General features: G+C 72.4%; 22 protein-coding genes. 13 read left to right on the top strand and 9 right to left on the bottom strand.

The genetic code is table 11. From position 1 onward, the window contains the following. The 5 genes from I0C86_RS17875 to I0C86_RS17855 form a co-directional block, all read left to right on the top strand. Nucleotides 1-387 (top strand): SCP2 sterol-binding domain-containing protein (locus I0C86_RS17875; RefSeq protein WP_230394332.1); only part of this gene is annotated, 387 nt, incomplete at its 5' end. Then, nucleotides 384-2,447 (top strand): amylo-alpha-1,6-glucosidase, encoded by a 2,064-nt coding sequence (locus I0C86_RS17870; protein WP_196202380.1) that lies wholly within the window; start codon nt 384-386, stop codon nt 2,445-2,447. The genes I0C86_RS17875 and I0C86_RS17870, both read left to right, overlap by 4 nt. A gap of 92 nt (nt 2,448-2,539) precedes the next feature. Continuing rightward, complete coding sequence (locus tag I0C86_RS17865) at nt 2,540-2,986, top strand: SCP2 sterol-binding domain-containing protein (RefSeq protein ID WP_196202379.1); 447 nt, start codon at nt 2,540-2,542, stop codon at nt 2,984-2,986. A 5-nt stretch (nt 2,987-2,991) separates the two neighbouring features. Then, the gene (locus I0C86_RS17860) at nt 2,992-5,022 is read left to right on the top strand and encodes an amylo-alpha-1,6-glucosidase (protein ID WP_196202378.1); all 2,031 of its coding nucleotides are present in this window, start codon (nt 2,992-2,994) and stop codon (nt 5,020-5,022) included. Nucleotides 5,023-5,091: 69 nt separating this feature from the next. Beyond that, nucleotides 5,092-6,042: a hypothetical protein gene (locus tag I0C86_RS17855; protein WP_196202377.1), complete on the top strand. Its 951-nt coding sequence runs from the start codon at nt 5,092-5,094 to the stop codon at nt 6,040-6,042. A 22-nt stretch (nt 6,043-6,064) separates the two neighbouring features. Here I0C86_RS17855 and I0C86_RS17850 read toward each other — a convergent pair whose 3' ends face one another. From I0C86_RS17850 to I0C86_RS17835, 4 genes are all read right to left on the bottom strand, one after another. Then, nucleotides 6,065-7,234, bottom strand: a complete 1,170-nt coding sequence (locus I0C86_RS17850; RefSeq protein ID WP_196202376.1) for an MFS transporter — start codon at nt 7,232-7,234, stop codon at nt 6,065-6,067. 240 nt (nt 7,235-7,474) lie between these two features. Next, entirely contained in the window at nt 7,475-8,158 is a 684-nt protein-coding gene (locus tag I0C86_RS17845) for an ABC-2 transporter permease (RefSeq protein WP_196202375.1), read from the bottom strand. A 22-nt stretch (nt 8,159-8,180) separates the two neighbouring features. Beyond that, entirely contained in the window at nt 8,181-9,086 is a 906-nt protein-coding gene (locus tag I0C86_RS17840; RefSeq protein WP_196202374.1) for an ATP-binding cassette domain-containing protein, read from the bottom strand. Next, nucleotides 9,083-9,421 carry a PadR family transcriptional regulator gene (locus I0C86_RS17835; protein ID WP_196202373.1) on the bottom strand — a complete coding sequence of 113 codons (339 nt, stop codon included), beginning with the start codon at nt 9,419-9,421 and terminating at the stop codon, nt 9,083-9,085. Before I0C86_RS17835 ends, I0C86_RS17840 begins: the two co-directional genes overlap by 4 nt. A gap of 99 nt (nt 9,422-9,520) precedes the next feature. Between I0C86_RS17835 and I0C86_RS17830 the strand changes: the two genes are divergently transcribed. From I0C86_RS17830 to I0C86_RS17820, 3 genes are read left to right on the top strand one after another with little or no spacing between them, the layout of a single operon-like run. After that, a complete protein-coding gene (locus I0C86_RS17830) occupies nt 9,521-10,153 on the top strand; it encodes an ABC transporter ATP-binding protein (RefSeq protein WP_196202372.1) in 633 nt (210 codons plus the stop codon). Continuing rightward, nucleotides 10,146-11,687: a DUF6297 family protein gene (locus tag I0C86_RS17825; protein WP_196202371.1), complete on the top strand. Its 1,542-nt coding sequence runs from the start codon at nt 10,146-10,148 to the stop codon at nt 11,685-11,687. Before I0C86_RS17830 ends, I0C86_RS17825 begins: the two co-directional genes overlap by 8 nt. 5 nt (nt 11,688-11,692) lie before the next feature. After that, complete coding sequence (locus tag I0C86_RS17820) at nt 11,693-12,811, top strand: nucleotide disphospho-sugar-binding domain-containing protein (RefSeq protein WP_196202370.1); 1,119 nt, start codon at nt 11,693-11,695, stop codon at nt 12,809-12,811. Nucleotides 12,812-12,887: 76 nt separating this feature from the next. On the opposite strand, the gene I0C86_RS17815 is transcribed toward I0C86_RS17820, so the two are convergent. Further along, nucleotides 12,888-13,547, bottom strand: coding sequence for an alpha/beta hydrolase (locus I0C86_RS17815; RefSeq protein ID WP_196202369.1), 660 nt, complete (start codon nt 13,545-13,547; stop codon nt 12,888-12,890). Between the two features lie 226 nt (nt 13,548-13,773). Here I0C86_RS17815 and I0C86_RS17810 point away from each other — a divergent pair, with 226 nt between their 5' ends. Further along, complete coding sequence (locus I0C86_RS17810) at nt 13,774-14,151, top strand: hypothetical protein (protein WP_196202368.1); 378 nt, start codon at nt 13,774-13,776, stop codon at nt 14,149-14,151. A gap of 76 nt (nt 14,152-14,227) precedes the next feature. Next, nucleotides 14,228-15,064: a hypothetical protein gene (locus I0C86_RS17805; RefSeq protein ID WP_196202367.1), complete on the top strand. Its 837-nt coding sequence runs from the start codon at nt 14,228-14,230 to the stop codon at nt 15,062-15,064. 12 nt (nt 15,065-15,076) lie between these two features. On the opposite strand, the gene I0C86_RS17800 is transcribed toward I0C86_RS17805, so the two are convergent. Together I0C86_RS17800 and I0C86_RS17795 are read right to left on the bottom strand one after the other, a co-directional pair. Continuing rightward, nucleotides 15,077-15,898, bottom strand: coding sequence for an SDR family NAD(P)-dependent oxidoreductase (locus I0C86_RS17800; RefSeq protein WP_196202366.1), 822 nt, complete (start codon nt 15,896-15,898; stop codon nt 15,077-15,079). 69 nt (nt 15,899-15,967) lie between these two features. Further along, nucleotides 15,968-16,756 (bottom strand): inositol monophosphatase family protein, encoded by a 789-nt coding sequence (locus I0C86_RS17795; RefSeq protein ID WP_196202365.1) that lies wholly within the window; start codon nt 16,754-16,756, stop codon nt 15,968-15,970. Between the two features lie 69 nt (nt 16,757-16,825). Here I0C86_RS17795 and I0C86_RS17790 point away from each other — a divergent pair, with 69 nt between their 5' ends. Further along, a complete protein-coding gene (locus I0C86_RS17790) occupies nt 16,826-17,182 on the top strand; it encodes a nuclear transport factor 2 family protein (protein WP_196202364.1) in 357 nt (118 codons plus the stop codon). Between the two features lie 14 nt (nt 17,183-17,196). After that, on the top strand, nt 17,197-17,778 hold the full coding sequence (locus tag I0C86_RS17785; protein ID WP_196202363.1) for a hypothetical protein: 582 nt from the start codon (nt 17,197-17,199) through the stop codon (nt 17,776-17,778). Here the strand turns inward: I0C86_RS17785 and I0C86_RS17780 are convergent. Then, nucleotides 17,775-18,236, bottom strand: coding sequence for a pyridoxamine 5'-phosphate oxidase family protein (locus I0C86_RS17780; RefSeq protein ID WP_196202362.1), 462 nt, complete (start codon nt 18,234-18,236; stop codon nt 17,775-17,777). The two genes, I0C86_RS17785 and I0C86_RS17780, sit on opposite strands and share 4 nt — an antisense overlap. Nucleotides 18,237-18,277: 41 nt before the next feature. After that, nucleotides 18,278-18,739 (bottom strand): MarR family winged helix-turn-helix transcriptional regulator, encoded by a 462-nt coding sequence (locus I0C86_RS17775; protein ID WP_196202361.1) that lies wholly within the window; start codon nt 18,737-18,739, stop codon nt 18,278-18,280. Nucleotides 18,740-18,846: 107 nt separating this feature from the next. Here I0C86_RS17775 and I0C86_RS17770 point away from each other — a divergent pair, with 107 nt between their 5' ends. After that, nucleotides 18,847-19,194 (top strand): DoxX family protein, encoded by a 348-nt coding sequence (locus I0C86_RS17770; RefSeq protein ID WP_196202360.1) that lies wholly within the window; start codon nt 18,847-18,849, stop codon nt 19,192-19,194. The last annotated feature ends 82 nt before the right edge of the window (nt 19,195-19,276 follow it).

The following is a 19,276-nucleotide window of genomic DNA, read 5'->3' as shown; positions in this document are numbered from 1 at the left end:
GAGGGAGGGCGGGCCATGGATCCGACCGTCGAGTTCTTCGAGGGGCTCAACCACCGGCCACCGGACCCACTGCTGAGCAGGATCCGCGGGACGGTGCGGTTCGAGCTGGAGCAGGGGAACGAGGTCGACGTCTGGCTCCTGGTGCTGAGCGCGGGGAGCGTCAGCGCGACCCAGACCGACCGGGCGGCGGACTGCACGGTCAGGACCGCTCGCGGCGTCTTCAACGAGATCGCCAGCGGCAGGGCGAACCCCTTCGCCTCGCTGTTGCGCAACCGGCTCACCGTGGAGGGGAAGCTGAGCTTGTACAGCCGCCTGAACCACCTGGTCCCCGGGCCCCCCGACGCGCACGAGCCCCGGCACTGGGTGCGGGATCGGGAGCGGCGATGAAGGCTCTGGTCAGCATCCTCGACGGAAACACCTTCGTGGTCAGCGACAGCCGGGGAGACATCGACCCGTCGCCGACCTTCCCGACAGGGCTGTTCTCGTTCGACACCCGGTTCCTGTCGAAGTGGGAACTGACCGTCAACGGGGAACGGCTGAACGCCCTCTCCGTCGACGACCTCCAGTACTTCGAGTCGCAGTTCTTCCTCGTACCGGGCGAACCGACCCACTACATCGACGCGAAGCTCTCGATCATCCGGCACCGTACCGTCGGCGGCAGCTTCGTGGAGCAACTGAGCATCCTCAACCACGAGGAAAAGCAGGTCGAGGTGATGGTCCGGCTGAACGTGGAGAGCGACTTCGCCGACCTGTTCGAGATCAAGGACGTACAGGAGAAGGTGGGGACCACCACCGCGCTGGTGGAGGACGGGCGGCTGCGGCTCCGTTACCAGCGGGACACCTTCCGACGCGAATCGATCATCACGTCGAGCGCGCCCGCCGAGTACGACGAGACCGGACTGACCTTCGCCCTCCGAATCGGCCCACACCAGCAGTGGGAGACCACGCTGCGGGTGGAAACCCTGGTGGAGGGCGCCGGCGGCCGGGACATCCGGCTCAGCATCCAGCGCCACCGGAGCCGGACGCGCGAGGAGATGCGCCAGGACCTGGACGACTGGTTGGCCCGTGCACCGAGGCTCAACACCGACAACGAGGCGCTGACCGAGACGTACGAGCGCAGCCTGATCGACCTGGCCGCCCTGCGGTACTCGCCGCTGGCCACATCGGACCGGTTGCCCGCCGCCGGCCTGCCCTGGTTCATGACCCTGTTCGGCCGGGACAGCCTGATCACCTGCCTGCAGTCCCTGCCGTTCACCCCGGAACTCACCAGGCCGACCCTGCGCTACCTGGCGATGGCCCAGGGGGTGACGCTTGACGACTTCCGGGACCGTGAACCAGGGAAGATCATGCACGAGATCCGGTACGGCGAGTCCACGGCGTTCGAGGAACAGCCCCACTCGCCGTACTTCGGCTCCGCCGACTCCACCCCGCTGTTCGTGATCCTGCTCGACGAGTACGAGCGCTGGACCGGAGACGTCGAACTTGTCGCCGAACTGGAGCACGAGGCACGGGCCGCGCTGGCCTGGATCGACCGGTACGGAGACCTGCTGGGCAACGGGTACGTCTGGTTCGAGCGGCGGAACCTGCGCAACGGCCTGGAGAACCAGTGCTGGAAGGACTCCTGGGACGCCATCTCGTACGCCGACGGACGGCTGCCGACGTACCCCCGGGCGACCTGCGAACTACAGGGCTACGCGTACGACGCGAAGATCCGCGGTGCCCGGCTGGCCCGGCTCGTATGGAACGACCCGAACTACGCCGACCGGTTGGAGCGGGAGGCGGCCGGGCTGAAGGAGCGGTTCAACCGGGATTTCTGGGTGGCCGACGGCGAGTACTACGCGCTGGCCCTGGACACCGAGGGCGGCCAGGTGGACGCGCTCTCGTCGAACATCGGGCACCTGCTCTGGAGCGGGATCGTCGACGACGACAAGGCGGCGAAGGTGGCCGAGCACCTGCTCGGCCCGCGACTCTTCTCCGGCTGGGGGGTACGCACCCTGGCCCAGGGGGCGGGCCGCTACAACCCGATCGGCTACCACGTCGGCACGGTCTGGCCGTTCGACAACTCGCTGATCGCCTGGGGGCTGCGCCGGTACGGCTTCCGGCAGGAGTCCGGCCGGATCGCCGAGGCCATGATCGACGCGGGAAAGTACTTCGGCGGACGGCTGCCGGAGGCGTTCGCCGGCTACGAGCGGGCGTTGACGAAGTACCCGGTGCAGTACCCGACGGCCTGTAGCCCGCAGGCCTGGTCGACGGGAACCCCGATGCTGCTGATCCGGACGCTGCTCGGCCTGGAGCCGCACGGCGAGCATCTGGTCGTCGACCCGGCCATGCCGGAGGGGATGGGCCGGATGGAACTGCTGGACATCCCGGGCCGGTGGGGACTGATCGACGCCTTCGGCCGGGGCCGCGCCGAGCACATGGGCTCGACCCGGCGCGGGACCGACTGACAGCGCCGAGCCAACGACGCCCGCACAGATCGGCGGCGCACCCATGATCCGACCGGAACTGCCGGCCTAGCAGTGGAACGGAGGACGATCCGATGGCGGATCCGACGGCCGAGTTCTTCTCCAGCCTCGAACAGCGCGGACCGGACCTCCTCCCGGTCAAGGCCAGAGGCACCATCCGGTTCGACCTGGCGGGGCCGGACGGCGGGGTGAAGCACTGGTTCGTCTCGGTCAACCGGGGCAACGTCCTGGTGTCACACGAATACCGGCAGGCGGACTGCGTGGTCTCCACCGATCGGGAGCTGTTCGACCGGTTGGCGGTCGGCGAGGTGCAGGTGGTCGCGGCGTACAACCGCAACGACGTGACCATTCAGGGGAACCTGCCATTGCTGTTGATGTTCCGGCGGGCCTTTCCGGCACCGCCGGGCACCCGCGATCCACGGGACCGGGTCCGGGAACGACTCCGCCGCCGGGACGACCTCCAGGGCCGGGTCCGGCCCGCCAACCGGATCCTGCCCGGAGACCGGGAGTGCCGCCAGTGAAGCGGATGGCGAGCATCCTGGACGGCAACACCTTCATGCTCAGCGACGGGTGTGGGGACGTCGACCCGTCGCCGGACTATCCCGCCGGACTCTTCGCCTGGGACACCCGCCTGCTGTCCAAGTGGGTGCTGACCATCGACGGCGAGCGGCTGCACGCACTCTCCATCGACGATCTGCAGTACTTCGAGCTGCGGTTCTTCCTGGTGCCCGGCGAGCCGACCCACTACGTGGACGCGAAGACGTCCGTGATCCGGCACCGGTCCCTCGGCGGCTCGTTCGAGGAGCGGCTGACCGTACTCAACCACCGGGACGAGTCGGTGGTGCTGACCCTCCGGATGGAGGTCGGCTGCGACTTCGCCGACGTGTTCGACGCCCGGGAGGCCCGGCCCAGGCCGGGTCGAACGGTGACGACGGTCGAGGACGGGCGGCTGCGGCTCTGCTACCAGCGGAACCGGCACGTCGCCGAGACCATCGTCTCCTCCAGCGAGCCCGCCGACGTCGACGAGAACGGGCTCACCTTCCGGATCGAACTCGGGGCGCACGGCCAGTGGTCCACCACGCTCCAGGCGATCGGCGTCATCCAGGGGGCGGGCGGGCGCGACGTCCGGGAGAGCCTGCGCGGCTACACCCAGAACCGGCCCGAGAAGCGGTGGGAACTCGGTGAGTGGGTGGCCCGGGCACCCCGGCTCACCTGCGACTCGGAGGCGCTGGAGGACTCGTACCAGCGCAGCCTGATCGACCTCGCCTCGTTGCAGTACGTCGGGGTGACCAGCCAGGTGAAGCTGACGGCGACCGGGCTGCCCTGGTACATGACGCTGTTCGGCAGGCACAGCCTGATCACCGGACTACAGACGCTGCCGTTCCTCCCGGAGATCGCGCGCAGCGCGCTGTGGGTGCTGTCCCTGCTCCAGGGGGGCCGGATCGACGACTTCCGGGACGAGGAACCCGGCAAGATCGTCCACGAGATCCGCTACGGCGAGCTGGGCGGTTTCGAGGAGGGGCCGCACACCACGTACTACGGTGCGGCGGACACCACCCCGCTGTTCCTGATCCTGCTCGACGAGTACGAGCGGTGGACCGGGGACGCCGACACGGTACGGCTGCTGGAGTACGAGGCCCGTTCGGCGCTCGCCTGGCTGGACACGTACGGCGACCTGGTGGGGGACGGCTACCTCTGGTACGAGCGGCGCAGTTCGAGCGGGCTGGACAACCAGGGCTGGAAGGACTCCCCGGACGCGATCTCCTATGCCGACGGCCGGCTGCCCGGTAACCCCCGCGCCACCTGCGAGTTGCAGGGTTACGCCTACGACGCGAGGATGCGGGCCGCCCGGTTGGCCCGGACGTTCTGGAACGACCCGGCGTACGCGGACCGGTTGCAGCAGCAGGCCGCCGACCTGCGGGCCCGGTTCAACCGGGACTTCTGGATCGACGACGGCGAGTTCTACGCGCTCGCGCTCGACGCCGAGGGCGGCCAGGTCGACGCTCTCGCCTCGAACATGGGGCACCTGCTCTGGAGCGGCATCGTGGACGAGTCCCGTGCCGGGGCGGTGGCCGCGCACCTGCTCGGGGACCGGCTGTTCTCCGGCTGGGGGGTGCGGACGCTGAGCCGCGACCACTCCCGGTACAACCCGATCGGCTACCACACCGGGGCGATCTGGCCGTTCGACAACTCGATCATCGCGTTGGGGCTGCGCCGGTACGGCTTCGATGAGCACGCGGCCCGGCTCGCCACGACGATGATCGAGGTGTCGGGATACTTCGGTGGCCGGTTGCCGGAGGCGTTCGCCGGCTACGACCGGGCCCGGACCAGGTACCCGGTGCAGTACCCCCGGGCGTGCAGCCCGCACTGCTCGTCCGCCGGAACACCGCTGATGCTGCTGCGCAGCCTGCTCGGCCTGCGACCGCACCATGGGCACCTGACGATCGATCCGGCGATCCCGGAGGAACTGGGCCGGATCGAGCTGATCGACATCCCGGGGCGGTGGGGTCGCACCGACGCGTTCGGTCGGGGCCGGGAGCATCTTCGACGGCGCTGACCGCGCCCCCGGGCTTCCCGGGCGGGAATGCGGGTGGTGGACGGCGATCCACCGTGATAGCGATATGCGATGGCGGATCCTGAGATGGTCGAGGGTGCGGCTCTGGCCCGGGTACTGCGCCAGGCCGGCGGCGCCGAAATCCTCAACACCCTTGGCGTACGGCTGTCCGGCTCGGATCTGGTCACGCTGCTGCTGGCCGCGTTCCGGACCCGGGCCGGCTTCCTGACCCCGGCCGACGTGCTGCGTCGGTACACCGAGGACCGGTTCGTCGCGCCGGCCCAGGCCGGGTTCCGCCGGCTGCGCCGGGCCGAGGACCTGCTGCTGTCGGCGATCCCGGACGCGTACGAGTTGCTGGCCCTGGCCCCGGTCGCGCCGCTGGGTACCCACTCCGTCGTCGCCGGGGTGAACCAGAACAACGTGCTCGCCACGGTCCGGGGCAGCGAGGTGGCGGCCGATCCGACCAACGGGCTGGCGCTGGAGGCGGCGCTGCGGCGCCGGGAGTTGCTGGCCCGGAACGGCCGGTCGGCGCCGGTGGTGCGGCTGGCGACGCTGCAACGGGTGATCCGGGCGCAGCGGTTCGCCGAAGCCGGCCGGTTCGCCCACTTCAGTCTCCTCGCGTTGGTCACCGCCGGCCGGGACACCGGCAACCTGGCGTTCGAGCGGCGGCACTGCGGCGAGCAGTTGAGCATTCTCTGCGCGGCGCTGGAGGCCGCCGGCTTCTCCACGATCGAGGTCGCGCTGACGGTGCTGGAGCCGGCGGCCGCCCCGATCGCCGAGGCGGCCCGGTCCGCCCTGGCCGACCGGCCGAAGGTGGTGGTGCGCGACGATCCGGACCGGTCCGGCGGGCGGGGTTACTACACCGGATGGTGCTTCAAGATTTCCGTGGTGCTGCACGGGGAGCGGGTCGAGTTCGGTGACGGCGGTTTCGTCGACTGGACCCGACGGCTGATCGGCAACCGGAAGGAGCGGCTGCTGATCAGTGCGCTCAGCGTCGACCGGCTGGCCATGGCACTCGACTGACCCGGCGCCGGGCCCCGGACCCCTACCCGGAGCGCCGGCCGGCCAGCGCGAGGATGCCGTAGGCCAGTCCGATCGTCCCGGGCGCGATCACGAATCCGGCCGGAACGTTGCCGGTCCCGTCCAGCAGGGGACCGGTCAGCGCCGCGCCGAGGGCGCTGCCCACCGAGAAGGCGGTGGCCGCCCATGCGAACGCCTCGGCGGCGGTACCGCTCGGCGCGACGCTGTCGATGCCGACGAACGTGATCGTCAGCAGCGGCGGCAGGGCCAGCCCGCTGACCGCCATCAGCACCAGCATCATCGACGGGTCCGGGGTCAGCAGCAGCGGCAGGTAGCCGACGGCCAGCACCGCGGCCGCCCGGGGCAGGGTGCCGTGCCGGCGCAGCGTGTGTGACCGGACATAGAGCAGGCCGCCGGTCAGCGCCCCGACGGCCTGGGCGGCCAGCAGCCAGCCGGCCCAGGACCGCCCGCCGGACGCCTCGGCGTAGCCGGTCGTGGCCACCGCCACGCTGCCGACACCAGCGCCGATCAGCACCAGCGCGCCGAGGATCACCCGAAGGGGACCGGCGCGGAGCGGACCGGCCCAGTGTCGTACCGCCGGAACACCCCGCCACCGGCGGACCGCCGGCGCGGTGGCGAACCAGGCCGTGCCGACGGCCTGGCACAGCGCGGCGGCGGCCAGGCCGCCGGCCGGGCCGAGCAGGGCGACGGCGCCCAGGGTGAGTACCGGCCCGACCACGAAGATGATCTCCTGAGTCGCGGTGTCCAATGTGTACGCCGTGTGCACCTGCCGCTCGGGCAGCAGGTCCCGCCACAACACCCGGAGACACGCCTCGAACGGCGGCGCGCCGATCCCGGCCAGCACGGCGGCGAGGATGGTCAGCGGGCCGGCCAGTGGCGCGGCGACCAGCGCGAACCCGGCGGTGGAGACGGCGACGGCGATCCACAGCACCGGCGGTTGGCGCCACCGGTCGGCGAGGCGGGCCAGCATCGGCTGACCGACCGCCATTCCCGCGGTGTACGCGCCGACCAGCAGCCCGGCCATGGTCAGCGTTCCGGTCTCCCGGGCGAAGACCAGCAGGGCCAGCGGTGCCGCGCCGAGCGGAATCCGTCCGAGCAGGCTGGCCGCCAGTACCCGGGCGGTCTGTGGGGTTTTCAGGACGGCGGATGCGGAGGTGTCGACGGTCGACGACATGAAGAATCGCTCCCGAGGGGTGGGATGGACGGGCCGGTGGCGGAGGAGTGCCAGGCCGGTCAGGGAGCGAAGTCGGCGCGCTCGTGGTCGTTGCCGTAGAGCGGCAGATCGGGCGTGATCCACTGGGCGTAGGCCGCTGCGGCCACCTCCAGTGCAATCACCCGAACGACTCTACGACGCCGGCTGGGGTGTTAGGAAGGGACCCTTCTTCTACAGAAAGCGATAAGAAGGGGCCCTTCCTTACATGAACTTGAGGTGGGAGCGCTGGCGTAGGCGGATTCCGGAGGCGACCGCCACCAGCGCGGTGAGCGCGAGGGTCAGCACGATGCCGTGCATCAGCCCCCGGGTCAGGTAGCCACCGTCGGTGTGGTCGATCGCGTACGTGCCGATCTCCCGGCTGAACCAGAACGGGAGGAGGCGGGACGCGGCACCCGCCGGATCCATGATCATCTGTAGTCCGACCACGGTCAGCAGCACCAGGGTGCCTTCGAGTTCGCGGGGAACGACGGCGCTCAGTGCCAGCCCGAACGGCGCGGCGACGGCGACGGTCAACATCATGATCAGCGCGATGGCGCCGTACCGGACGTCGTGCTGGTCGAACCGGATCAGCGCGAAGTACGGCACCGAGAGCCCGACGCCGACCGTCCAGAGCGCGACCAGCCGGCCGAGGTGCAGATGGTGGGGCCGGTAGCCGGACAACCGCAGGCGCGGCTCGATGCCCCGGGCGGCGCTGCCGGCGAACAGGGCGGCCGTGCTCAGTGCCCAGCCGATACCGAGGCAGACGAACCGGATCGACTGGCCGAGATGGTCCTCGCGCCGACTGAAGTAGAAGGCCAGCGGCAACAGCGTCAGGATCACGAGTACGGAGCGGCGGCGCAGGATCTCCCGCAGGGCCAGTTCCGCCACCGTGAGGATCTTGGTCATGGCCGCTCCTCGCTTCGCTCGGTCATGCCGACACCTCCCGGGTCGGGGTCAGGTCGAGTACGGTGTCGACCCGGTCGAGTTGGTTGAGCAGGTGGGTCACCACGACTATCGCCTTGCCGGCCGAACGCCACCGCCAGAGCTGCTGCCAGAAGTCCAGATAGGTGCCCCGGTCGAAGCCCTGGTACGGCTCGTCGAGGAGCAGTACGTCCGGCTCGCCGAGGGCGGCCATCACCAGGTTGAGCTTCTGTCGGGTGCCGCCGGACAGATGCCGGGCCTGGGTACGGCCGGAAGGATCCCAGTCCAGCGCCGCCGCGTGTTCCCGGCCGGCCGCCCGAGCCGTGGCGCGGGGCAGTCCGCGTCCCGCCCCGACCAGCACGAAGTGCTCGTCCGGATAGAGGTAGTCGTTGGTGCCACCGGACTGTGGGCAGTAGCCGAGGCTGCCGTGCACCCGTACCTGCCCCCGGTCCGGGCTGATCAGGCCGGCGCAGATCCGCAGGAAGGTGCTCTTCCCCGCGCCGTTCGCGCCCACCACGGCGGCGATCTCGCCGGCCCGGACGGTCAGGTCCACGCCGGACAGCACCGGCCGGCGGCGGTAGCGCTTGCTGATGCCGCGTACGTCCAGCCGGATCGGTCCGGGCGAGGACCTGACCGTCCGGGCACTGCCGGCGGCCCGACCCGTACCGGCGCTCCCGGCGACCCCGGCGGACGCGTCCGGCCAGGCCCTGCCGGTCTGCGGTCGGGGCACTCCGACACTCTCGGCGACCGCCGCCGCGTACGTCTCGGGCGGGCCGAAGACCCGCAGTGGCGCCTCGCCGCTGTCCCGCAGGTGGGCGGCCGCCTCGGCGACCACGTGCCGGGACAGGTTCGGATCGAGGCCGCGCCGGTGCAGTTCACCGGTGAGCGCGTGGAGCCATCCGTCGTGATTCAACGTGTCTGCACCTCCCGCAGGATCGTCCCCACCCCGCTGGCGAAGGCGTCCCAGTCGACGGTGGTCCGGCGTAGCGTCTCACTGCCGGCCGGGGTGATCTGGTAGTACTTGCGCGCCGGTCCGGAGGCTCCCTCCCGCCACTGCGCGGTGACGAGGCCGGTGCGTTGCAGGCGCAGCAGCACCGGGTAGAGGGTCCCGCCCTGGATCGGGCCGATACCGGTGGCGTCGAGCGACTGGGCCAGTTCGTACCCGTACGACTCCCGGCGGTGCAGCAGGGCGAGGACGCACAGGTCCAGCACTCCGCGTAGCCACTGGCCACGGCGCTCCTGATCCACGGCGAAGAAGGTAGCACAGTCATCTAGATGGCACAGCCACCTAGAGGCAGCGGGCGGTATTCTCCGGTGGGCCGCGAGCAAGGAAACGGGGAGCACAGGATGATCCTGCGGACCGAGGGGCTGGACGTCGGCTACCGCGACCGCGTACTGATCCGGGGGCTGCGGCTGGCCGTGGACGCCGGAGACGTTCTCGCGGTCACCGGGCCGAACGGCGTCGGCAAGTCCACCCTGCTGCGCTGCCTCGCCGGGCTGATCCGGCCACTGGGTGGCCGGATCCTCGTGCAGGGCGCACCGGTCGACGAGCGGTCCCCGGCGTTCCGACGCACCGTGGCGAGCCTGCTGGACACCTCCGCCTGGTATCCGAACCTGACCGCCGGAGAACACCTCGAGTTCGTCCAACTCGTCAACCGGCCCGTACCGGCCGGCTGGTTCGAGGCGGGTGCGCTGGCCGCCCGGCTCGGCGTCAGCCGGTTCGCGTCCGTACTGCCGGGCCAGCTCTCCAGCGGCCAGCGGCAGCGGCTCGCCCTGACCCTGGCGCTGGCCCGCCCCAGCCGACTGTTGCTGCTCGACGAGCCGGAACGCCACCTCGACGAGGCCGGTCGCACGGCCGTCGGCGCCCTGCTGCGCGACTACGCCCGACGGGCCGGAGCCGTCGTACTGGCCAGCCACGATCCCACGCTGATCGCCGCGGCCGGGGCGCAGCCGCTGGACGTACCGGACTGGCATGGTTAGGTCCGGGCCGGCCGGTGCGAGTCCGGCGGCGCCGGTCCGCAGCTACCTGCGGGCCCGGGGCCGGGCCCGCGCCGGTGGCTACGCCGAGCGGGCGTACGCCCTGCTGCTCGCCCTGCTGGTCGCCGGGGGGATCCTGGCCGGCAGCCTGCCCGGGATGTCCACGGCGTTCGCCGACGGCCCGCCGGTCCGTCCGGGGCCGGGCACCCTGCTGGCGATCGGGCTGCTCTGCTACGCCGCTGTCCTCGGCGGGGCCGCCCGGTTCGGGCCGCTGGCCGCCGCACCGGCCCGACTGTCCTGGCTCTTTCCCAGCCCGACGAGCCGGCGCGGCCTGCTGTGGCCGACCGCGGCAGTGGTGCTCGGCCTCGCCACGGTCCTCGGCCTGCTGCACGGCGCGTTCGTGGCCTGGGCGCTGGTCGCGCCGATGGGCCTGCTCGTCGTCCTGGCCGGCGGGATCGCCGGCCTCTTCGTCGGCGGGCTCGCCACCCTGACGCAGACCTTCACCGAGGGGTCGGCCGCGCTGCTGGACCGGTCCGCGCTGCTGCTCGGCGCCGCTGCGGCCGCCCTGACCGTGTTCGACCTGCCGGCCCGGATCGCCGTCGGAGGCTGGTTCGGGCCGTGGGCCTGGCCGCAGGCGGCAGCCGACGGCATGTCGCCGGCGGCGCTGGGCACCGCCGGGGTGCTGGCCGCCGCGGTCGCCGGCGCCGCGCTGGTCCGGCTCGACCGGGTACGACTGGCCGGTCTCGCCACCGGCGGTGCCTTCGCCGGAACGCTCTCGTCCGGTGTCGTCACGCTCGACCTCGGCACCGCCGCCCGGGTCACCGAGGAACGCCGCTGGGCCCGTCGCTCGCCCCGACGTACCGGACTACCCCGGTTGCCGGCCCGGCTCGCCGTCCTCGCGCACGATGTCCTGGCACTGCGGCGGTCGCCGGACCGACTGGCCCTGATCTCGGTCGCCGCGCTGCCGCCCGCCCTGCTCGCCGGGGTCACCGGCCCCGGGCCGCTGCTGGCCGGAGCCTGGCTGCTGTCCGGACTTCTCGCGGTGGGCGCGGTGACCGACAATGCCCGCCGAGACCGTGATCTGCCCGCCCTGGCCCGGCTGCTCGGCCTGCCGGGGCGCAGGTTGCTGGCCGTCCGGTCGATCCTGCCCACCGTCGTCGGTACGGCGTGGGGTGCCGGATCACTGGCGCTGCTCGCCGCCTCGACGGCCGGGAACGCCGTGCACTGGTTGCTGCTCGGTGCCGTGTCCGGCCCCGCACTGGCGGTCGGCGCGCTGCGGGCGGCCCGGCGCGGAGCGGTCCGGCACGAACTGCCGCCGGTGGTCACCCCGATGGGGATGGTGCCGACCGGACCGCTGCACCGGTTGGTCACCGGATGGGACCTCGGCCTGCTGTGCACCCTGCCGACGCTGGTCGCCGTCGCCGCAGGCGATCCGGCCGGGGCGGTCCCGGTGCAGGTGGCCGCGTCACTGCTCGGACTGTTCGGGTTCGTCGCCGTCGCGGGAGCGCGCCGGACGTCGCCACGATCACTAAGCTGACCGGCATGCGGGTGCTCTTCGCGTCAGCGCCGTTGCTCGGACACGTGTTCCCGATGGTGCCGCTCGCCGAGGCGCTGCGCGCGGCGGGTCACGAGGTGCTGCTCGCCACCGGTGGGGACGGGCTCGACGTACGCCGGACCGGGTTGCCGGTCTCCGACGTCGCCCCGGCGCTCCGGTTCGACCGCATCGCCCGCCGGGTCATGCTGCGACATCCGCTGATCGCCCGCGCCGAGTTGGCCGGCCGGGCCGGTACGCGTGGCGTGGCACTGCTGTTCGGCGCGGCCAACGACCAGTTGACCGACGGCGTGGTCACCCTCGCCGACCGGTGGCAGCCGGACCTCGTCGTGTACGAGCCGCTGGCGGTGGCCGGTGCGCTCGCCGCCGCCCGTCGTGCCGTACCGGCGGTGCTGCACGAGAACTCGCTGTTCGACGGTGCCGAACTGGTCCGGGTCACGGCCGCGCGGCTGGTCCGAGCCCAGCACCGCAGCGGGATCGGCGACCTGCGACCGAACGCCGCCACCCTTACCATCGCGCCGCCCAGCGTGGTGGGCGAGCGGGCCGGCGAACCCATGCGTGGAGTGCCGTTCCGGGGGGTCGGGGAGCTGCCGGACTGGCTGCGCGAGCCCGGCGACCGACCCCGGATCCTGGTCAGCCGCAGCACGGTCGCCGGACCGGGCGGAGGTGACGTGATGACGGCCGTCGTCCGGGCCGCCGCCGGGGTGAACGCCGAGTTCGTACTGGTCCGCCCCGACCGTCGGATACTCCGTCGAGGGTCGCTGCCGGACAACGTCCGTACCGTCGACTGGATACCGATCAACGAGGCGCTGCCGAACTGCGCGGGCGTGGTGCACCACGGCGGCGCCGGTTCGGTGCTCGGCGCGCTGGCCGCCGGCGTACCGCAGCTCGCGCTGCCCGGGCCGGGCGACCGCCGGCACAATGCGACCCTGCTGGCGGCCCGGGGTGCCGGGCTCGCCGTGGCCGAACGGGACATCACCTCGGCGGTGCTGGAGCGGCTGGTCACCGATCGCGCACTGGCGGCCGCCGCCGAGGAGGTACGCCGGGAGATGGCGGCGATGCCCGCCCCGGCGGACCTGGTGCCCCGGCTCGAGGCGCTGGCCCGCTGAGCAGGTGACTGCCCTCGGCGGGACGGTGGCTGCCCTGGGTGGGGACGGTGGCTGCCCTCGGCGGGGCAGGTGGATGTCAGCCGGGCAGGCAGGCGTCGAGGAAGGCGGCGGTGACGGCCCGGATGTCCGGGCGGTCCAAGGGCAACGCGTGCCCGCCGTGGGTGACCAGCGCGTGCACCGGATGCCCCGCCCGGAGCAGAGCCGAGGTCAGCGTGACGCTCTGGCTCGCCGGCACCGCCTCGTCCTGGGCACCGTGCACCAGCAGCACCGGCACCTGGTTGCCCAGATGGGTCGTCGGGATGGCGTCCACCGTCGTCGGATCGTCCGCCGCCGCCGGGTGACCGAGCAGCGGCACCCACGGGTTGTCGCCGCCCCGGCCTGGGAGCGCACGGAGCCAGTCCTCGGCCAGCGGATCGACCGGCGGCCAGTACGCCAGCACGGCGTCCACGTCGCCGGCCCCGGCGACGCCGCGCAGCCCGAGTTGTAGCGCCAGGTGGCCACCGGCCGAGTCACCGGCCACCAGGAACGGCACACCTGCCGCGCGGGCCCGCGCCTGCGGTTCCCGCGCGGCCGCCCGGACGTCGGCCAGTTGTGCCGGCCACTGGGCCTCGTCGGTCAGCCGGTAGCGGCCCTGCACCACCGTCAGCCCGTGCTCCGCCAGTGCCGAGCCGTCCTCGTCCGACCATCCACGCCAGCCGCCGCCCGGCAGCCACAGTACGATTCCCCGCTCCGTCATGGGCCCCAGCATGAACGCCGCCCGGCCGGCTTGCCCACCGCCCCGGGCCGGCTCCGCTGACGGCGTAACTCCGGTCCGGCCCCTGGTGGCGTAACGTCCCCGGCCCGCCGGTCGCCGGGGGAAGGCGCCCGGGCTCGCCGAGCGGTTCCCGCCGACCAGGAGTAGGTTGGGTGTCGTGGTTCCCGTCGCGCTGGTCCGCCCCGTCTGGTGGGTAGCGTGCCGCTCGGTGCGGTTCGTGACCGCGTTGGTGCTGATGGCGTTGCTGCTGGGCGGCGGTGCGGCCCGGACGGGCCTGCCGGGCACCCCCGGTGCGGCCGAGTCCCGGCCCGACGCCGTGGCGGCCGCCGGAACGTCGTCCACCGTGGATGTCTCCATTGTGGAAGTCGAGGCGCCCACCGGTGACCCGACGGCGGTGGCGGCCGAGGTTCCGACCGACGATGCCGGGGACCTGACGGCGGATGCCGGAGTTCCGGCCAGGCTCGACGCCCGGGCTGCCGGCGATGCCGGCGTGTCAGCGGTGCGGCCGGGGACCGGCGCGGGATCGCGACCGGCCGGCGACGCGTACCCGAGAGTGATCGGATCGCGCGCACCGCCACTGGGGTGAGGACCGGTCGCCCCTGACCGTGTCCGGTCCGGATCCGTCGACCCTGTTCGCATCGGCCACCCTGTGAGGTTTCCTGATGGAGAAGGTGCTGTTCAATTTCCTGATCAACGTGCCCCAAGCCGCCACGATCTGGCTCGTGTTGATCGGGCTCGCCCTGGCGGGGGGCATCGCGCTCGTCGTCCGTCCACGGCGGGACGAGACGGGCCGTGACGTGACCGGTCGCCAGGCCGGGGCCGGCTACGACGTGGCGACCCGGGACGCCGAGGGACGCCGCGAGCGGCTGGCGGTCCGGGCGGCCGAGCTCAACCGCTATGCCGAGGAGGTGACCGTGGCCGCCGAGCGGTCGGCCGTCACCGCGCGCCGGCGCCGGGACGAGTGGCTGGCGGCGCAGGAGGAGGCCGAGACGGCCTGGCAGGCGTACGAGGCCGCGGATGCCGCCGCGCGACGGGTCGCCGCAGCCGCGGTGCTTCCCGAGCCCCGTACTCCGCGCACCCCTGCCGAGTACGCCGATCGGGAGCGCTACCTGCACCGCGCCGCGATGGCGGCAGCCACCCGGCAGGAACTGTCGGTGCTGCAACTGAGTGACGCGTTGGCGAACCGCAACGGCTGGGATCCCCGGCGGCATCCGGCCGAGCAGGAGATCGTGCTCCGCCGGGCGGCCCGGGACAGCCTGCTGGCCGCGCACGCGGCGGCGGCGGAGCGTGAGCGGGCGGCGTGGCGGGACGCCGAGGTCGCCGCGGCGGCGGCCCGGAGTCTGCGGGAGGAGGCGTTCGCCGCGGCCAGCCGGACGGCGCAGGTACGACGCTGGCTGCCGCCGACGCCGAGCCCGGATGGGTCGCCCCGTGGTTCGTCGGGCGAGGCTGTCCGGCGGCCACACCCGGTACGGCGCTGGCGGGCGGCGCGGGCCGGCTGACCCGGCGCGGGACTACGCCTCGGGATCCTGGCCCAGTGCCGATCGCCCGCCGTCCACCGGCAGAACGACCCCGGTGACGAAGCTCGCCTCGGCAGAGAGCAGGTGTGCGATCGTCGCGGCGACCTCGGCGGGACGGCCCACCCGGCCGACCGGATGGAGCAGCCGCATGTCGCGTTCGATCCGCTCAACTCCGGCCGGGTCCTGTCGGGCCAGCAGGTCGGTGTAGCGCTCGGTCTCGATCGAGCCCAGGGCGACCGCGTTGACCCGGATGCCGTGCCGGCCGTACTCCACGGCGAGCGCCCGGGTCAGCCCTTCGACGGCCGCCTTCGCGGTCGCGTACGGCAGGCAGCCCGGCACCGCCCGCTGCGCCTGGTGCGAGGAGACGTTGACGATCGCGCCCGGGGTGCCGGCGGCGAGGAAGCGGCGGATCGCCGTACCACAGCCGACGACCGTGGCGTCCAGGTTGGCCGCGATGAGGTCCAGCACCTCGCGGGCCGGTGTGTCGTGGATCGAGGCGTCCCGGAAGACGGCCGCGTTGTTGACCCAGCCGCGCAGCCGTCCGGCGGTGCTCGCCGCATCGGCGGCGTGCTCGGTGACGGCCTCGTCGGCGGCGTCGCCCCTCACCCCGACCAGCCGCCCGGCGGCGGGATGGTCGGCCATCCAGTCGAGCGCGGCGGCGTCACGCTCGATCACCACGACATGGTCTGCGCCGCCGAGGAGACGCTCGACGAGGACGCGCCCGATGCCCCGGCCGCCTCCGGTGACCACATAGGAGGACGGACCGTCCGAATCGGAGGGTCGGCCGTCGGCCTCGATGGGCGGGAAGTCCGGCATCGCCCAACCGTACCGGTGGGGTGGCCGCCCGGCGCGGCGTCATGTGCGCCGTGCCCCACCCGGAGGTGGTCATCCAGGTGCCCTCGTCCGCGGCGGTCCGCCCAGCAGCCGGACCAGCGGACCGTGGATGGCCGGCGCGGCGACCAGGAAGCCGTTGCCGGCCAGGTCGGGCGGAAAGTCGTCCGGTTCGAGGTGACTGCGCACCGCGCCCGCCTCGACCGCGACAAGTCCGGCCGCGGCGACGTCCCACGGCGCCAGCGACTCGGTGTGCGCGTCCAGCCGCCCTGCGGCGACGTAGCAGATGTCCAGGCTGGGGCAGGAGGCCCGGCGGATGTCCTGGCAGCCGGCCAGCAGCCGGCGGACCCGCTCCACCAGGGGGTCGAGATCTGCCTTGTAATGCGGGAAGCCGGTGCTGACGATCGCCCGTCGCAGGTCTGGCGGATCGCTCGGACGGATCGGCACGCCGTTCAGCCGGGCACCGGAACCCCGGGTCGCGGTGAAGGTCTCGTGCAGGAAGGGCGCGTGTACGACACCGGCCCGGACCACGCCGTCGACCGCGTACGCGATCGAGACCGCGACGTACGGATGACCTCGGGCGTAGTTCGCGGTGCCGTCGATCGGGTCCACCACCCAGACCGGGCCAGCCAGGTCCGCCGGTCCGGCACCCTCCTCGGACAGCACCCGATGATCCGGGTACGTCGCCGCGACCGCCTCGCGGATCAGTGCGTCCGAGCGGAGGTCGGCCTCGGTGACCGGCTCGACACCGTTCTTGTATTCGACGTCGACCCGGCCGCGCAGTTCGGCGAGGATCGCCCCGGCCCGGTGTGCGACGTCGACCGCGAACGGAAGCACGCTCACCTGTTCGCTCCCGACTGACCGCCCGCCGTGGGGACGACGAAGTGCGGACCGGTACGTGATGATCGGACCATGGACAGAACAGCCATTCAGGGGTTCGTCGACGGCTGGGTCAGGGACTGGAACGCTCACGACCTGGAGAGCATGTTGGCGCACTACGCGGACGACGTGGTCTTCACCTCTCCGGTCGCGGCCCAGCTTATCGAGGGTTCGGACGGGGTGGTGCGGGGCAAGGCGGCGCTGCGGGCGTACTGGGCCGAGGGGCTCCGGCGTTTTCCGGACCTGCGGTTCGAGGTCGTGGCCACCTACGTCGGGATCGATACGGTGGTCATCAACTACCGGAACCAGAAGGGTGGCCTGGTCAACGAGGTCCTCGTCTTCGACGGCCCGCTCGTCGTACGGGGACACGGGACGTATCTCGCCACCTGACGGGAGCGTGGAACGTGGAGCTGAGATCCGATCTGCACCGGCGTACGGAACTGGCCTACGCCCACCTGGTCGTCGACGACGTCGAGCCCACCGAGGCGGTGATGCTCGCCTGTGACCTGCTGGCGGCCGACGTGGACGGGGAGTCGACGGTGCGGCTCGCCATCGCGTCGGCGGTCTCCCTGCCGCCGTACGCCGCCGAGCGGATGCTCCGCGACATGCTCGTCGAACTCGGCATACCGGAGCCGGATCCGGGGCGTGCCGCCCGGTTGGCCAGCGCCAGCATCTGTGCCCAGATCATGAACGGCACGCTGCGCGCGGAGCGGGGCGGTCACCGCCTGTTGGGCACCCTCGCACAGCTGGCCGAGGCCGAGGCCGAGGCCGGGGCCGGGGCTGGGACTGGGGCCGAGGCTGGGGCTGGGACCGGGGCCAAGGCCGACGCCGAGGCTGGGGCCGACGCGTACAACGAGGCCGTCGCCCGCCTGCTGCGGCTGCTCGATCGCCTCGAGTACGACCTCGCGGGGGAGGCCGACGCGGCCTTCGACGAGGATCTCCGCCGGCTGGCGAGCGACCTCGCCGCTCGTATCGAACGGTCCTAGCGGCGGGTTCGGCGCCGCCAGCCGGAGTCGGGATGCCACGACTCGATCACCAGGTGGTCGGCGGGGGTGCCGACGTAGGTGAGCACCAGTTCGGTGATGTCGATCCGGAAGAACCCGGCACCCTCGTGCGGATTGTCCGCCGGCGGGTCGATCGCGACGGCCGTGCCGGCGAGCTTGGCGTCCCCCGGCCAGCTCTCCGGGGTGTCGGCGGGTGGCTCGATGGTCGGGCTGTGTACGGCGATCCGGGGGTCCCGCCGGACGTCGAGCAGCTTCATCGAACCGCCCATCATGCCGAGGGTGATCTCCCCGTCGCTGAACTCGAGTTCCGAGGCGCTGATCCGGGGTGATCCGTCGCGGCGGAGCGTGGCGATGGTCTTGTTGGTACCGGCGCCGAACCGTTCCCGGACCCGCGCCGCGAAGTCCGGAGCGTCCTGCTCGATGTCTCGCCAGCTCGCCACGGGCGCCTCCTGCTGATCGGGTGATCTGGTGATCGGGCCGGTCAGTCCTCCGTGCACGCCGGGTCGTTGACCGAGGTGCGCACCCGGGCGAGCAGTTCGTGCAGTTGGCCGACCTGCTCGGCGGTGAGGGTCGCGAACAGGTCGCGTTCGACCTGGTCGACGGCGGCGTCCACCTTATCGAGCGCGGCCGAACCGGCGGGAGTGATTTCGACGATGTGCCGGCGTCGATCCGTCGGATCCCGGCGCCGTTGGACGAGGCCCTCGTCCTCGAGTTCGTTGAGCAGCGTGACCAGGACGCTGGCGTCGACGCCGAGGATGTCGAGCAGGCTCTGCTGGGTCATCGAGCCGGTCTCGGCGAGCCGGGTGAGCGTCATTCCGTGCCGGGGGGTGAGCCCGGCCAGGCCGAGTGCCTGGCGCAGCCGCGCGTTGGCGATGCCGCCGTGCCGGGCGAGAAGGAAGCCGGTGCGCTCGGCCTCTCCAGACCGCCTGCTGCCTCGGCTCATGGCAGGATGCTACCAGCAACAAATAGTCGTTGTGCATTAATCATCGAGTCTTCACGACTATCTGATACCGTGGCCGGGCCCCCGCAATCCACCCCCCAGGAGCCCCCATGTTCATCGGGTACATCATCGTGGCGGCGTGGCTCGCCGCCGTCCTCCTGCTGTCCGGCCGAGGCAAGTTGACCCGGAACGAGAGGGTCACCACCGGCCTGCAACGGGCCAACGTGCCACTGAACTGGTTCCCGCCGCTGGCCGCCCTGGAGATCGCCGGAGCCGTCGGGCTCGTCGCCGGCATCTGGCTCGCGCCGCTCGGCGTCGCCGCCGCGATCGGGGTGATCCTCTACTTCGTCGGGGCCGTCGTCGCGCACCTGCGGGCCGGTGACGCCAAGGGAGTGAGCGCGCCGCTGCCGCTGCTGCTGGCCGCCGTCGCCGCCCTGGTACTGCGGCTCCTCGCCTAGCTGGTACCGGAGGAGTCGCCGGTGGCTCCTCGCGGAGAAAAGCCGCCGACGGACAATCACCTCTCCAGGGAAGATCGCAAAG

The sequence above is a fragment of the Plantactinospora alkalitolerans genome (assembly GCF_015690345.1).
Taxonomy (GTDB): domain Bacteria; phylum Actinomycetota; class Actinomycetes; order Mycobacteriales; family Micromonosporaceae; genus Plantactinospora; species Plantactinospora alkalitolerans.
Note: the sequence above shows the minus strand (reverse complement) of the source record. Positions and strands in the feature narration are given on the sequence as shown.

Excerpts from the sequence above, each read along its gene's own strand:
- I0C86_RS17870 (WP_196202380.1), top strand. The coding sequence starts at position 384 with ATGAAGGCTCTGGTCAGCATCCTCGACGGAAACACCTTCGTGGTCAGC.
- I0C86_RS17865 (WP_196202379.1), top strand. The coding sequence starts at position 2,540 with ATGGCGGATCCGACGGCCGAGTTCTTCTCCAGCCTCGAACAGCGCGGA.
- I0C86_RS17860 (WP_196202378.1), top strand. The coding sequence starts at position 2,992 with ATGGCGAGCATCCTGGACGGCAACACCTTCATGCTCAGCGACGGGTGT.
- I0C86_RS17855 (WP_196202377.1), top strand. The coding sequence starts at position 5,092 with ATGGCGGATCCTGAGATGGTCGAGGGTGCGGCTCTGGCCCGGGTACTG.
- I0C86_RS17850 (WP_196202376.1), bottom strand. The coding sequence starts at position 7,234 with ATGTCGTCGACCGTCGACACCTCCGCATCCGCCGTCCTGAAAACCCCA.
- I0C86_RS17845 (WP_196202375.1), bottom strand. The coding sequence starts at position 8,158 with ATGACCAAGATCCTCACGGTGGCGGAACTGGCCCTGCGGGAGATCCTG.
- I0C86_RS17830 (WP_196202372.1), top strand. The coding sequence starts at position 9,521 with ATGATCCTGCGGACCGAGGGGCTGGACGTCGGCTACCGCGACCGCGTA.
- I0C86_RS17825 (WP_196202371.1), top strand. The coding sequence starts at position 10,146 with ATGGTTAGGTCCGGGCCGGCCGGTGCGAGTCCGGCGGCGCCGGTCCGC.
- I0C86_RS17820 (WP_196202370.1), top strand. The coding sequence starts at position 11,693 with ATGCGGGTGCTCTTCGCGTCAGCGCCGTTGCTCGGACACGTGTTCCCG.
- I0C86_RS17815 (WP_196202369.1), bottom strand. The coding sequence starts at position 13,547 with ATGACGGAGCGGGGAATCGTACTGTGGCTGCCGGGCGGCGGCTGGCGT.
- I0C86_RS17805 (WP_196202367.1), top strand. The coding sequence starts at position 14,228 with ATGGAGAAGGTGCTGTTCAATTTCCTGATCAACGTGCCCCAAGCCGCC.
- I0C86_RS17800 (WP_196202366.1), bottom strand. The coding sequence starts at position 15,898 with ATGCCGGACTTCCCGCCCATCGAGGCCGACGGCCGACCCTCCGATTCG.
- I0C86_RS17790 (WP_196202364.1), top strand. The coding sequence starts at position 16,826 with ATGGACAGAACAGCCATTCAGGGGTTCGTCGACGGCTGGGTCAGGGAC.
- I0C86_RS17775 (WP_196202361.1), bottom strand. The coding sequence starts at position 18,739 with ATGAGCCGAGGCAGCAGGCGGTCTGGAGAGGCCGAGCGCACCGGCTTC.
- I0C86_RS17770 (WP_196202360.1), top strand. The coding sequence starts at position 18,847 with ATGTTCATCGGGTACATCATCGTGGCGGCGTGGCTCGCCGCCGTCCTC.